The sequence below is a fragment of the Nonomuraea sp. NPDC049309 genome, from assembly GCF_043196965.1.
Lineage (GTDB): Bacteria > Actinomycetota > Actinomycetes > Streptosporangiales > Streptosporangiaceae > Nonomuraea > Nonomuraea fastidiosa.
In genome coordinates this window covers 553267-566251 of record NZ_JBICSH010000001.1, presented here as the reverse complement: position 1 = coordinate 566251, position 12985 = coordinate 553267, and the positions used below count along the sequence as shown (strand labels likewise).

At 73.5% G+C, this 12985-nt stretch carries 11 protein-coding genes; 3 read left to right on the top strand and 8 right to left on the bottom strand.

Annotation, left to right across the window (positions count from 1 at the left end; translation table 11 throughout):
• Positions 1 to 197 precede the first annotated feature (197 nt).
• Positions 198 to 1598 (bottom strand): hypothetical protein, encoded by a 1401-nt coding sequence (locus tag ACGFIM_RS02660; protein ID WP_393193458.1) that lies wholly within the window; start codon positions 1596 to 1598, stop codon positions 198 to 200.
• Positions 1599 to 1681: 83 nt separating this feature from the next.
• The gene (locus ACGFIM_RS02655; protein ID WP_393193455.1) at positions 1682 to 2101 is read right to left on the bottom strand and encodes a VOC family protein; all 420 of its coding nucleotides are present in this window, start codon (positions 2099 to 2101) and stop codon (positions 1682 to 1684) included.
• A gap of 698 nt (positions 2102 to 2799) precedes the next feature.
• Between ACGFIM_RS02655 and ACGFIM_RS02650 the strand changes: the two genes are divergently transcribed.
• Together ACGFIM_RS02650 and ACGFIM_RS02645 are read left to right on the top strand one after the other, a co-directional pair.
• A complete protein-coding gene (locus ACGFIM_RS02650; protein WP_393193452.1) occupies positions 2800 to 3090 on the top strand; it encodes a hypothetical protein in 291 nt (96 codons plus the stop codon).
• Between the two features lie 255 nt (positions 3091 to 3345).
• Complete coding sequence (locus ACGFIM_RS02645) at positions 3346 to 3948, top strand: class I SAM-dependent methyltransferase (RefSeq protein WP_393193449.1); 603 nt, start codon at positions 3346 to 3348, stop codon at positions 3946 to 3948.
• Between the two features lie 86 nt (positions 3949 to 4034).
• Here the strand turns inward: ACGFIM_RS02645 and ACGFIM_RS02640 are convergent, their stop codons facing one another.
• Entirely contained in the window at positions 4035 to 4976 is a 942-nt protein-coding gene (locus tag ACGFIM_RS02640; RefSeq protein ID WP_393193446.1) for a hypothetical protein, read from the bottom strand.
• Positions 4977 to 5130: 154 nt separating this feature from the next.
• Here ACGFIM_RS02640 and ACGFIM_RS02635 point away from each other — a divergent pair, with 154 nt between their 5' ends.
• Positions 5131 to 6291, top strand: a complete 1161-nt coding sequence (locus tag ACGFIM_RS02635) for a prolyl oligopeptidase family serine peptidase (RefSeq protein WP_393193443.1) — start codon at positions 5131 to 5133, stop codon at positions 6289 to 6291.
• On the opposite strand, the gene ACGFIM_RS02630 is transcribed toward ACGFIM_RS02635, so the two are convergent.
• The 5 genes from ACGFIM_RS02630 to ACGFIM_RS02610 form a co-directional block, all read right to left on the bottom strand.
• Positions 6197 to 7312 carry a thiopeptide maturation pyridine synthase gene (locus tag ACGFIM_RS02630; protein ID WP_393193440.1) on the bottom strand — a complete coding sequence of 372 codons (1116 nt, stop codon included), beginning with the start codon at positions 7310 to 7312 and terminating at the stop codon, positions 6197 to 6199. The two genes, ACGFIM_RS02635 and ACGFIM_RS02630, sit on opposite strands and share 95 nt — an antisense overlap.
• The gene (locus ACGFIM_RS02625; protein ID WP_393193437.1) at positions 7309 to 8382 is read right to left on the bottom strand and encodes a lantibiotic dehydratase C-terminal domain-containing protein; all 1074 of its coding nucleotides are present in this window, start codon (positions 8380 to 8382) and stop codon (positions 7309 to 7311) included. Before ACGFIM_RS02625 ends, ACGFIM_RS02630 begins: the two co-directional genes overlap by 4 nt.
• Complete coding sequence (locus tag ACGFIM_RS02620; RefSeq protein ID WP_393193434.1) at positions 8379 to 10976, bottom strand: lantibiotic dehydratase; 2598 nt, start codon at positions 10974 to 10976, stop codon at positions 8379 to 8381. The genes ACGFIM_RS02625 and ACGFIM_RS02620 overlap by 4 nt, the downstream gene beginning before the upstream one ends.
• Before the next feature lie 120 nt (positions 10977 to 11096).
• The gene (locus ACGFIM_RS02615) at positions 11097 to 11273 is read right to left on the bottom strand and encodes a hypothetical protein (protein WP_393193431.1); all 177 of its coding nucleotides are present in this window, start codon (positions 11271 to 11273) and stop codon (positions 11097 to 11099) included.
• A gap of 42 nt (positions 11274 to 11315) precedes the next feature.
• Positions 11316 to 12968 carry a SagB family peptide dehydrogenase gene (locus tag ACGFIM_RS02610; RefSeq protein WP_393193429.1) on the bottom strand — a complete coding sequence of 551 codons (1653 nt, stop codon included), beginning with the start codon at positions 12966 to 12968 and terminating at the stop codon, positions 11316 to 11318.
• Between the last annotated feature and the right edge of the window lie 17 nt (positions 12969 to 12985).

Sequence of the window (12985 nt, the reverse complement as noted above, 5' to 3'; positions counted from 1 at the left end):
CGTCGGGCTTCGATCATCTCGGTGAGAGACGCTAGGCCCGGCGGCGCCAGGGGCACATCGTCCGTTGACCGTCACTTCGCCCTGCTCCGTTCGCGGTACGCACTACACCGAACGGAGTACGTGGCGCCGATGCGGAAGCGGCGGTGCGAGGGACGGCCCGACCGGCGACCAACGCCCGCCTCACGAGGACCGCCGCCTTATGACGACCGGAGTTCCGCCGCCACCGCGCGTTCCCGCAGTTGCGCCGCCTCGCTCCGTACCGTCTCGAGCTCGGCCCGCAGATCCTCCAACCGCGCCCGCTCCAACCGCAGCTCCGCCTGCGCCTGGTCGCGTTCCCTGGCCGCCGCGTCCGCGCGGGACCGCTCGCGTGCCAGCTCCGCCGCGGTCTGCTCTTCCAGCGTCGCGAGCCGCTCGGCCAGGCGTTCGGCCTCAGCCGTGGCCCGCGCGGCGTCCTTCAGCGCCACCGCCCGGTCCCGCTCGGCCTCGGCGGCGGTGCGCTCGGCGGTGACGGCACGTTCGACGGCACGCTCGCGTTCCTGCGCCGCCACCTCTTCCCGGGCCTTCGCACCGACGGCCTCCCGCTCGGCACGCTCGCGCTCCCGTACGGCCGCCGCCGCCTCCTTCCGTGCGCGGTCGCGCTCCTTGCGCGCCAGCGCGGCGTCCTCCTTGGCCCGGACGACCTGCGCCTCCGCCTCCTCCTTGGCCCGCTCGACCTGGGCGTCCGCCGCCTCCCGCGCCTGCGCGACCTGCGTTTCGGCCTCTTCCCTGGCCGCCTGGATCTCCGCCTGCGCTTCCTCCCTGATCCGCTCGATCTCGGCTCGCGCACGTTCCTCGGCCTCGGCGGCCTGGGCCTGCGCTGCGGCGATCTTCTGGTTGGCCAGCTCGACCCGTTCCGCCAGCTCCTGAACGGCCTGGTCCCTGGCCAGCGCGTTCAGCTCCGCTTCCCGCAGCGCCTCCTCAGCGCGCCGCTCGGCCAGGTCGGCCCGCCGCTTGGCCTCCTCGGCCGCCTGGAGCGCCTGGCGTTCGGTGCTGGCAGCCTCCCGCAGGGCCGCCAGCGCCTGCTCGCGTGCCCGTTCGGCGTCGCCGAGCGCGGTGTCCCGCTCGTTCTCGGCCTCCTCGAGCCGCTTGCGCATCTCCGCCGTCTGCCGCCGGGCGTGCTCGGCCGCCTCGCGTGCCAGGCGTACCTGCTCGAACGCCTGCTCCCGCTCCGTACGCGCGATCGCCACCCGCGTGTGCGCCTCGGCCTGCACCGCGCTGATCTTGGCCTCGACCCCGGCCGGGCTCAGCTCCTCGGCCAGGGCTTTGGCCAGCGGTTCGATCGCCGCCGCCAATCCGGCCTCCATGCGCTCGTACAGCTGCTCGGCCCTGGCCAGGGCCCCCTCAAGCCCGGGGGTGGCCCGCCGCAGCTCGCGTTCCCGCTTAGCCGCCGCCTGGCAGTCCTTTTCCGGGCAGTACGACTTCGGCCGCCCTCTCCCCCGCCGCTGTTCGATCGGCGACCCACAGTGCTTGCACGGCGTGACGATGACGTCTTTACCGGCCTGCCGGCGGGCGGCGGCCTCAGGGATCAGCGGTTCGCCGTTGGTCTCGGGGAAGGTCACTGGTCTCGCTCTCTCACGTCAACTGGCGGTTTTCCGGGAACGGGACGGGCAAAGGCACCGATGCGAAGCCCTGGGTTTGAGCGCTAGTCGCCATGATCGCCATCCGTGGGCTTCTTCGGCTGCTGCAACACGCAGAACTCGTTGCCGTCGGGGTCGGCGAGCACGTACCAGGTCCAGCCGTCCTCCGCGATGGGCTCGTCGGTGACGCGCCGCGCCCCCAGGGCCACCAGCCGGGCCACCTCCGCCTCCACATCAGGTACGCGCAGGTCCAGATGCATCCGGTTCTTGGCCGTCTTCGGCTCAGGAACCCGCTGCAAAAGCAGCTCGACGCCGTTCCCGCCAGGCGGTTGCAGCGCCCGGTAGCGCGCGTTCGCGTCCGGCGCGGCGGCGTACTCGAGCACCCCGCACCAGAACACCGCCGACCGATCGAGGTCGGCGCAGTCCAGGACCATCACCAGGGCGACATCCTCTCGCCCACCGAATCGCGCCGGCCCACCCGTCATGGCCTCACCCTCCGCTGTGTCGTCGTAGCCCCCAGGGAGGGCGAGGAAAGGACCGCTTGCCGATGCCACCGCACCGCCGCGCTGCGCGCGGTGGCCGTCGCGCGGGGAGCCCCGGTGTGCCGCGCCGCGCGGTGCCGTTGGATGGGTGAGCGCCCGGCCCGCGTTGGCGCAGGCGGCGGCCACGAGGCCAGCGGGCACTGCTGACAGAAGAGACCGGAGACATGGCGGACGATGATCCGCCTTCTCGCGTGAGCACAGACAGTCACCGAGGCCATCTCCAGAGTCACCCGACCAGCTTACCATTTTCTATTTTCTAGAAAATAGAAATCAGAAAATCTGATCCGTTGCACGTTCGATGCTCTGGAGCTACTTGCGAGAAGGCAGAATTCCCGCAAGTAGCTCACAGTGATCTTCCGGCAACGGTGTGCGCGAGGTTCTCGGGGCAGGCGCAGCCTCCCCCGAGACGGCACGCGGAGCGGGTCGTCCCCTCACGAGACCTGGCGTGCGTCTCATCCACCTGGAGTGATTCGCCGTTCCGCCTCACCTGGCCGGTGGCGCGCACATTCGGTGGCTCATGAACGCCGCCTGCCAGGACGCGATCGGAGGGGTGGACGCCAAGCGGGCGCTCCAGCCGGACGAGACGGAGGAAGCCCAGATGCCGCCGAACAGGAAGACCACACTGGAGTTTGATGTCGCGGATGGATCCGGAGGAGTTGCGGCCGGTGAAGGCGGAGCTGTCGAGCCCGAACGGGGATCCGGTGCGGGTGGCTGCTCAGGAGGCTGTGGCGGGAGAGCATCCGGGAGCGGGTGCGGAAGGCACGCTGCGCGGCGTCGAGCCGAGCCAGGTCGTCGTCCTTGCCACCCGCGCCGGCGACCGCAATCGCCTGGTCACCGCCTTCCGCAAGCACGCTGAAGCCCGGCTGCGCACGTACCAGAGCCACCACGCACCGGCACCTGGGGCTCGTGGATTCGAGGGCGAGGAAACGTAGCCTGTCACCGATTCTTCCTCGCAAGTGCGAGAGGGAGGTTGCGGGCCAAGCGCGATGAGCACGGGCATCGGCAAGTCGAGAGCGCCGGCCTGGAGGCCTTCGCGCATGCGCAGGCCGGCCGGCGAGAGTGACGCGGGTGGGCGTTCGCCCCCGTGGCGATTACCGCGTTGCGGGTCCGAGCTGACGATCGCGGCCGGGACGACGAGGTTCACGTTCGTGCCCGCGGGCGCGTGGCAGGTCCCGCAGACTGATCACATGACGGAGAAGACCAGCAGGCGGTGGAATCACAATATCCACTACCACCCCCGCATTCTGGGCGCGGTCCCCGATGGTGCCAAACATGCCCTCGACGTCGGTTGCGGCGAGGGCATGCTCGCCCGCGAGCTCCGCCGGGCCGTGCCGCACGTCACAGGCATCGACCTGCACGAACACAGTATCGAGCAAGCCCGCGAGCACCCGGACGACGTCGACTACATCGTCGGCGATCTCCTCACGTATCCCTTCGAGCCCGCCTCATTCGACTTCATCGCGTCCGTGGCCACGTTGCACCACATGGACGCCGCGACCGGGTTGGCCCGCATGCGGGATCTCCTCCGCCCCGGCGGTGTCCTGGCCATCGTCGGGGTGGCACGGAGCACCATGCCGAAGGATCTGCCGCGCGACCTCGCCGGGGTCGTCGTCGGCAGGGTCCATCGCGCTCTGAAAGGCGAGTGGGAGCATCCGTCGCCCACGGTGTGGCCGCCGCCGGTGACCTTCGCGCAGATGCGGGCGTTGGCCGCCGAGGTGCTGCCCGGCTCCGAGTACCGCCGTCACGTTCTGTTCCGTTACAGCATCATCTGGCGCAAGCCGCAGGGGTAAACGGCGACGGCCCGGAGCGCGCGGACGCAGGGCAGGCTCATTGCGATGGCGGCCGGATCGACCTTGGTGCCGTCTTCGGTGAGGGGTCAGGCGGGGCTCAGGAGCTCTCTGCGACGGGTCAGTAACCGGGAGCGCTCGGCCGCCAGCTCGGTACGGCGCTGCTCCAGGTACGCCATGGTGTCGCGGGTCCACGCCAGCAGCTGCTTCACCCCGGTCCTGGTCTTCTCGATGCGCTGATGCTTGATCAGGTCGAAGATGATGTTGTCCAGGAAGACGTCCACGAACCAGCTCTTGTCCACCTTGGGCATCACCGGCCGGGCCGTGACGCCGACATCGGCCAGTTCGCGGGCGAACACGTCGAGGGCCCGCTGCGCCTGCCAGGCGGCCTTGTCGGCGCTGCTGAGCTTGCCGTGTTCGTAGGCGTCGAAGAGCAGGCCGCCGCCGAGCACGTCGAAGGTGGAGGCGTTCTTCGCGGAGTCGAGGTGGCCGAGCACGACGTCGAGGGCCTGGTGGGCGCCGCGACCGGCATGGCGGGCCTCCTCGCACTCGCGCAGGTCCGCTTCCACCTTGTCGAGCGCGGCGCCGAGGTCGGCCAGCTCCCGCGCGATCGGATCGCCGCTCCGGATGAGTTGGCGCTCCTTCTCCGCCAGCAGCCGGGCGCGGTCGCGGGAGGCGGAGGCGAGCGCGGCCAGCTCCGCGGCGGCCGCCGCCGCGTCGGCCTCGAGCTGTGCGAGCCGGGCCCGGTGGCCGTCCACGCGTTCCCTGGCCACCAGCGCCTCGGCGCGCTCGCGTTCCAGGCGCTCCTCGCGGTTGCCCAGCAGGCGGGCGAGGACGGAGGACAGCCCGCCTTCCAGCCGGGCGACGTCCCGCTCCTCCTTGGCCAGCGAGAGCTCCAGGTCCTTCAGGGTGGCGCGGACGTCCGTGATCTGCTGCCCGATGCTCGCGCGCAGGCGCCGGACGTGGTCGGCGCGGTGCATGCGGGCGGACGCTTCGCGAAGTTGCTCGTCGAGTTCCCGGAATGCGGTCACACTCTGATGACGAACGGGCCGCCCGCCATGTTCCGGTAGGTGTTCCTCCGGTGGCCGGCGGCGGCCGTCACGGTCTCCGAGCTCGAACGCGGAGCTCGCCGTCGCAGCCGACCTCGCATGGTTCGCGCTGCTCGGCGCCGCCCAAGATCATGTGATGACCGGAATCCCGAGCGCCCGCGTCGACGTGGTGCGCGACGTTCTCCACGGCGTCACGATCGGCGACCCCTACCGGTGGATGGAGGCCGAGGGCGAGGAGTTCCACGGCCGGCTCGACGGCCAGGCCGCCCATGCCCGCGCGCACCTGGACGCCCTGCCGGGCCGGGAGGAGCTGCTGGCCAGGATCCGCGAGCTGGGCGGCGCGCTCGCGCGGTATTCGGGCTTCACACCGGTGGGCGACAGCGTCTTCTCCCTGGTACGCGAACCGGACGCCCGGGTGGCGGCGCCGGCGGTGCGCGAGCCCGGCGGGACCACCAGGGTGCTGTTCGACCCGGACACCGTGCCCGGTGCGGCGCACCACGCCATCGACTGGTTCGTGCCCGAGCACCTCATCGCGCTCGGCTACACCCGCCCTGGACGGCTGGCGGGCCAGGGGGTCAGCGCGGGCGGCATCCCCGCCGGCGGCGCGCTGGTGCGCAGGCCGGACCTGTGGGCCGCCATGGTGCTGCAGGTGCCGGCGGTCGACACCGCGCGGATCGAGTTCAGCGAGAACGGGCCGGTCAACGTGCCGGAGTACGGCAGCGTCGCCACCGAGGAGGGCCTGCGCGGGCTGCTGGCCGCCGACGCCTACCTCCGCGTCGAGGACGGCGTGCCCTATCCGGCCGTGCTGCTGACCACCGGGCGGCGCAACCCGCGGGTGCCGCCGTGGCAGCCGGGGAAGATGGCCGCCCGCCTGCAGGCGACCACGTCCTCCGGCCTGCCGGTGCCGCTGCGGGTGGAGGAGCACGGCGGTCACGGCTTCGGCGCGACCGGCGAGCAGGAGGAGCAGCACCGTCATCGCGCCACCCGCTCGGCCAGCGCGGCCGTCAGCGGCCACGTCGTCGTCGACGGTGCCGGTCCTGGCCGTCACCAGGAAGATCATGTCGGGGCCGCCGGTGCCGAAGCGTGCGGCCGGCTCGGCCGCCGCCCGGTCGGACTCCGACCCGGGCGCCTCGAACCCCGCCGGCGACATCCGCTGTCCGGCCGGGCATCGTCCCGGCCGGACAGCGGTGTTTCCGCCCGGCTTACGTCGCGGCCGAGGCGAAGCGGCGCAGCGCGTCCAGGCCCGACAGGCCGTAGACGTCCTCCACCGCGTTGGCCAGCAGGTGGCAGGTTCTGAAGCGGTCGAGCGGGGTGAGCCCGAGCCGGGTCAGGTGCAGGTACGTGTAGTTGAGCAGCACCCGATACCGCCGGAACGCCGGGCTGGCGAAGATCTCCGCATGATAGGCCGGGTTGTCGAAGACCAGGCGCTGCAGCTCGGTCGGCTCGCGCTGCGGCGCGGTCGGCTCGCCTGGCCGGGACGTGAACGCCTGCCCCGGCTCCAGCACCGGCTGGACCAGCCGCCCGTCCTCCAGCATCTCCGCGATCACCGGCCGGTAGCGGTCCAGCAGCGCCGCCCACTCCCGCACGAACGGCACCGGCGGCGCTGCCGGGTCGTCGAGGCAGGCGACGACGTCGCGCACGCGCCGCGTCAGCGCCTCGCGCCGCTCCTGGAAGGCGCGGTCGAACGACGCGCGGGCGGCGCCGGGGTCGGCCGCCCACGTGAGGTAGCCCTCGGCGTGCATCCGGAACGACAGGTAGCTGCGGTCGATGCGCTGGGAGGTGTGCGCGATCGTCAGCATCAGGCTCAGCGCCAGCCCGGTCTTGCCGTCGTGACCCGCGCGGACGTGCTCCAGCATGTCGAACAGCAGCGGCGTGGCGTCCACGTAGAAGGCGGCGAGCAGCTCCGCCTCCTCATCGGTGTTCAGTACGTGGCGGCGGGAGTCGTACGGCTCCTCGCGGATGGAGTTGTCCGGCGGCCACGGCGTGAGCGGGCCGCGCTCCTGCTCCCGCATGGCGAGCAGCCGGTGCCTGGGCAGGCTCTCCTGCGGGTCGAGCGCGGCCGTGGAGGGGTGTTCGCGCAGGTACGCGCCGATGACCTCGTCCACGCGCGGGCGCACCACCTCCCGCCAGACGGCGGGCGCCGCCTTGACGTTGATCCGCAGGTGCGGGCCCTGCCGCCAGTGACGCAGCACGTACGCCGCCTCGATCTCGCCGCGCAGGCCGTCGAGCAGCGGGCGCACCGCGTCCAGCAGCAGGCCGTCCTTGGCGGAATCGTGGTAGTAGACGTGGACGCAGTGCCAGGCGGGCGTGCTGCTCATGGTGACCACCTCCGGGAGTCGGCGAGCGCGGCGACCGCGCGGCCCGCCAGGAACGTCGTGTGCTGCTCGGCTCCGGCGCGCAGCCCCAGCCGGTTGTGGAACAGGTGGACGCAGCGCATCAGGATCAGCGCGACCGTGCGCCGATCCGGCGGCGCGGCCACGGCGAGGGACGCGTGCGGCGAGCCCGGGTCGGCGGGGTTGCAGTGGCCCTCCGCGTGGAGCACGTCGAGCTCGTCGCGCAGGGCGCGCACCGACGACGCCCACGCCGCCAGCAGGCCGCCTGCCGACTCCGGGTCGTGCCACAGCCTCCGGGTCTGGCTGACCAGCGCCTTTTCCCGCCGCCGCCAGTCCTCCTCCATGGCCTCCATCGACGGCCCGGCGCGGGAGGGCGTGACGGCCGGGCGCTCGGAGGAAGAAGGGCGCTCGCCCGAGGAGGGCGCCCGGCCGCTGGCGGCGGTGGCGAGGCGGTGGGCGGCGGAGGGCAGGTCGGGCTCGTAGGCGGCGATCGCCATGGTCAGCGCGGCCAGCCCGATCGCCGTGCGGCGGCCCATGTCGGTGCCGGCGCGCAGCACGTCGAGTGCGAGGCTGCTCGACACGGCGAAGTGCCGTTCCGCGGCGGCCACGCAGGCGGGGCCGCCGTACGCCTCGTACTCGGGCCGGTAGCCGATGAACGCCACCGTGCCCGGCGGGTGGAGCCGGTCGTCGTAGTCCGTACGCCGCTCGCCGCTGGCCATGGCGGCGGCGAACGCGCGGTAGGTGCCGGGGTCCACCTCGGGGGACGGATGGCGGGCGAAGTACGCCTCCGCCCGCGCGCGTACGAGATCGCGGACGCGCTGGTGCCGGGCGGGGTCGGGCACCTCCAGGCGCAGCCGTACGTGCTGGCCGCCCTCCCAATACCGCAGGAAGAAGGCGCGGCGGATGGTGCCGTCGGCCACCAGCTCCCGCGTCACCGGATCGACCACGCCGGTGATCAGCGGGTCGAGGTCGCCGAAGTGGAACAGGTGCGCGCTGACCCAGCGGTTCTCGATGCGGTTGCCCGGGTCGCTCGCGTGCTGCTGGACCGCGGTCATGACGCCGGCCTGGAGGAGAGCTGGATGATGTACTCGGTGACGCGGGCGTCATCGCCGTAGCGGGGCGCCTGCGCGGGGTCGGGCAGGGCCTCTTCGAGCACCAGCAGCGCGCGGGGGTCGCGCAGCGTGCGGAGGAAGCCGGTCAGCAGCAGCAGGTCGGTGACGTCCACGTACATGGGCTTGCGATCCTTGCTGAGCAGCCCCGCGAGCAGGCCCTGACCCAGATCGACGACTCTGGCGAAGAAGCGGCGCGGCAGCCCGTGCCCGGCCAGCCATCCGGCCAGCCTGGGCAGGTAGGCGGCCTCGCTCTCCCCCTTGGCCGGCACCGGGAACGCCCCGGCCCGCATCCGCCAGGTCGCCCGCGCGACCGTGACGCGGCCGACGTCCATGCGGGGCCAGCGCTCCACCGTGCCCTCCTCCGGCGGCTCGCCGCCGGTGCGGAACACCCAGCCGGGCACCATCGCCGTGGACGGCTCGCCGAACACGCGGATGAGGAACTGCAGCCACGGCGGCAGCCAGTACTGGGCGGTCATGCCCAGGTGCACGGGCCTGACCGGGCGTCCGGCGCCGTCCAGCAGGGTCAGGCGGTCGTGCTCGCGGTCGTAGGCGACGGTGAGCTCGGCCGGGGTGACCGCAGGGAGGTGCGCGTCCGGGGCGGTGAACGGGTGGTCGAGCGCGAGGTCGGCCGTGGCGGGCCGGACGTTGAGCCCGCCGCCGACGAGGCCGCGGCACTCGGCCACCATGACGTCGCCCTGCGCGGCCCGCAGGTCCGCGACGGGCGGCGCGTCGCCGCCGGCCAGCGTGACCAGGCGGTGCAGCCGGGACAGGCCGCGCCCGTACCCGGCGGAGATCGAGTTGACGACGGCGCGCACGCCGTCCGGGCCGGGCACCGCCTGCACGTAACAGCAGATGGAGCCGGGCGGCCGGACGAAGCTCGGCCAGGTCTCCGCCAGGCCCGCCAGGCGGGCGGCCGTCAGATCGACCACCGGGCTCGTCTCCTCGGCGGCGGGGCCCGCGCCGAGGCGTTCCCAGAAGCCGCGCCGCAGCTCGGTGAGGCGGGTCAGGCCGGGCGGCGGGTCGGTGTCCGGCAGGGCGCGGGTGCCGGCGACCGGGTCGCGCAGCATGCTGCGCAGCAGCTCGCCGCCCGCGCCCGGCGCGCCGCTGTGGATGTCGCGGTAGAGGGCCATGGCGTGCAGGCGGCTCGTGGCGCCGTACCGGTCCGCGAAGTACGCGGCGGCGGCGATCTTGACGGGCAGGTCGGGGTCGAACAGGCCGAGCAGCCCGCGCAGCGCGTTGAGGTCGTCGCAGACGCCGCGCCAGGCGGTGGCGTTGAGCCGCCCGGCCACGCCGGGGATGACGGCGCTGTGCCAGAGCAGGTTCTTCTCGGGCAGGGACGGCCCCGGGGGCAGCACCTCGCGGAGCGCGGCCCGTACGGTCTCGGCGGTCCTCTCGTCGGATGGACGAGCTGCGCGCAGGGCTTCGGCGACGCGGGTCACGGCGAGCGTGTACGGCGCGGGATCGTCGGCCGCCAGCCACGACGCCAGCTCCCCCAGCGGGTCTGAGCCCTGCTCGTCGTACGGCGGCACGTACTCCAGCAGCCCCGCCTCGGCCAGCGGCTCGATGCCGGGAGCGGCGGCGAGGGTGGCGTCGGACCGCTCGCGCACCCACTGCAGCGCCTGGCGCACCTGCGGGGTCGCGGGCACCGACGACAGCGGCTCGCCATGCCCGGGGCTGAGGAACCAGATGCGTTCGCCGTCGTCGGCGGCGGAGGGGTTGACTCGGAGCCTGGCCCGCAGGCGTACCCGCCGATGCCGGGTCAGCACAGCCCACAGCGGGCGCAGGACCGCCCGGTCGAGCTCGGCCATGAGCAGCCAGGACGGCTCGCCGTCCGTGGCCACGGCCGGCCCGTCCGTTTCCCACCGGCCCAGCCCGCTGAGCGTGAACGTCGCGTACGGGCTCGTCTTGACGCTCGCCCTCGCCAGGTAGCGGGCCAGCCGCAGCAGCTCCTGCCGCTGCGGCGGCCGCTCGGCGGGCCCGGCGAGCCAGGCTTCGAGTCGTTCCGAGAGCACGGCGCTGCCCTGGGCGAGGCTGTGGCGGAACCCGGCGTCCGACACCGCCTCGCGCAGCACGGCCGTCTTCTCGCGCGTCTCCTCGGTGATGACGTCGGGGAGCGCGGCGCGCAGCTCATCGGCGCGCCGGCGCAGGGCCGTCCACGCGCCGACCCTGGCGGCCAGGCCCGCCGGCAGCGCGGCGAGCACCTCCGCCGACGCGGCCCGCCCGCTCGGGTGACGTCCCGCGAACACCGCGCGGCGCAGCGCCACCAGCGCGGCACGCAGCGGGCCTGGAGCGGTGCCGCCGATCACCTCGTGCAGCGGATCGGACAGCTCAGCGCCCTCCCGCCGCAGCCGGGCGGTGACGTCCGTCAGCTCGTCCACCAGCCGCCACGTACGGGTGCACCGCATCCGGTCGAGGCCCGCCACCGGCAGTCCGGCGACGCGGACGGCGAAAATCGGCGACAGTGCATAATCGGGGACGGCGAGCTCGGAAGGGGCGCCGTCCCCCACGACGGGGACGGCGTGCGCTATCTGGGTCAATGAAACGCGCTCCTCGGAAGGGTTCGTCAGGGGCCGAGGGCGCCCACGGCACGAGCGCCCTCGGCCTTGCTCATCGTCCCGGTGGCCGCTTCGGGCTCCACCGGTCGGCCGATGCGGCTCTTAGAACTCGGGAGCCCAGCAGCTCATGGCCGTCAGGTACGACGAGCAGTAGCCCGGCGAGGAGGAGGCACCGGTCTCGACGGTGCCGTGGCCCTCGGCCACGATGGAGTCGGCCGACACGACGTCGATCGAGTCGACCTCCAGGCCACGCAGGTCGAGCTTGAGGTTCTCGGACATGTGCATCTCCTGTCTGTGATCTTTCGGGTGCGTCTGAACAGGTCACGCCGTCGTCGGGCAGGGCATCACCTCCTCGTCGACCGGGCCGGGAATCGGGCGGGTCACCAGGGGCCCGCCGGTCGGTGGGGTGCCCATGACCAGGAAGGACAGGCTCCGCAGCGGGCCGTCCCCCAGGCCGAGCACCTCGTCGGTGGTCTCGTTCGCGCCGTCGGAGTGGATGCGGGCGGCCAGGCCCAGCGCGGTGGCGGCCAGCGTGGCCCGCTGGGCGATCAGGCCCGCCTCCATCTGCTGCATGCGGTACCAGCGGTCGCCGAACGCGGGCGCGCCCGCCAGCGGGTCGCCCACGGGGATCAGCACGGCGGCGGCTCCGCGCAGCGCCACCCGCGTGTTGGGCAGCAGGCGGCCGGTGGTCACGGCGTCGATCGGGGCTTCGGTGAACGGCCGGTGCAGGGCGTGGTTCGCCGGGTCGTACCAGTACGCGGCGCGGGGCAGGCCGTCCACCCGGAGAGACAGGACGTACAGGGCCGTCGCCGCCGGGCTCTTCTCCGTGCCCGGCAGGTCGGACGGGTAACCGGCGCAGGCCGCCGCCAGCACCGCGCCGAGCGCGCCCCCCGGCATCGGGACCGGGCGGTACCCGGCGAGCGGCGAGGCGCGGCGCGCGACACCCGCGGTCAGGTGGAGCAGGGGTGCGGGCTCTGGGGCCGCGATGGTGCGGGCCGTGCTCGCCGGCGGCTGCGGCCGGTCCGGGGCGGCGGCCTGCGAGGGCATGCGCGTGCAGGCCCGGTGCAGGGTCGCGGCCAGGCCGCCGGAGGGCATGGCACGGGGAAGGGGCCGGTTCTCGCTCGCCACCGGTCGCGCGATGAGCTGTTCCGGCGTCAGTGGCTCGGCGGCGCGGGAGGGGGACGACCGCGCGGAACCCGGCGGCTGTGTGACACCGGCCCCCTCCGGAGACGCCGATGCGGGGCGGTGGGATCGCGTTTCCTCGAGCGATGTTTCCGGAAGGGACAGGGTGAGGGCGGCCATGGCCGATTCGCGGGTGCCGTCCAGGCCGAGCAGCCGATTCACCTCGCCGTCGGGGAAGCACAGCTGCGCCCCGCCGGTCACGCCCAGCCGCTCCCCCAGAGCCAGCGCCTGCGCGATGAGCACGCCGGTCTCCTGGCAGATGAGCCGGTAGGCGAAGTCGCCGTACTTGAACATCGACCGCCAGAACACCGCCGACAGCACGATCACCACGTCGGACGGCGCGCCGCCGAGGAGACCGGTGAGCGCCGGGACGTGGTCGCCGTCCCGGACGCGCTCCAGCACGTGGCGGACCGGGTCGTAGTGGTACAGGGCGGCGGGCAGGTGCGGCTCGCGGGCGGCCACGTACGCCTCGATCGGATGGAGCCCTCCCCCCGACGGCGCGGGACGCCCCGTGAGCAGCATCGGAGGCCGCCCCAGCGGCTCGCCGCCGTCGCCGAGGTGATGGGACCAGACGACCCTGGTCACGCCGAGCAGGTCCCGCAGCAGCTCGCCCAGCAGGCCGGGGCCGGACGTCGAGGGGGCGGCGGCCCAGGGAAGCCGCACGCGTTCCGCGCCCGGGTAGCGCTTGTGCCGGGTCGGGGCGGAGGACCAGTCGATGTCGAGCGGGCCTCTGTTCCGCATGGCGTCCAGGTACCGGCTCGTGGCCGCCCCGGCCGCCGTGGTCGTGTGCACGCGGGCTCTGCCTTCCT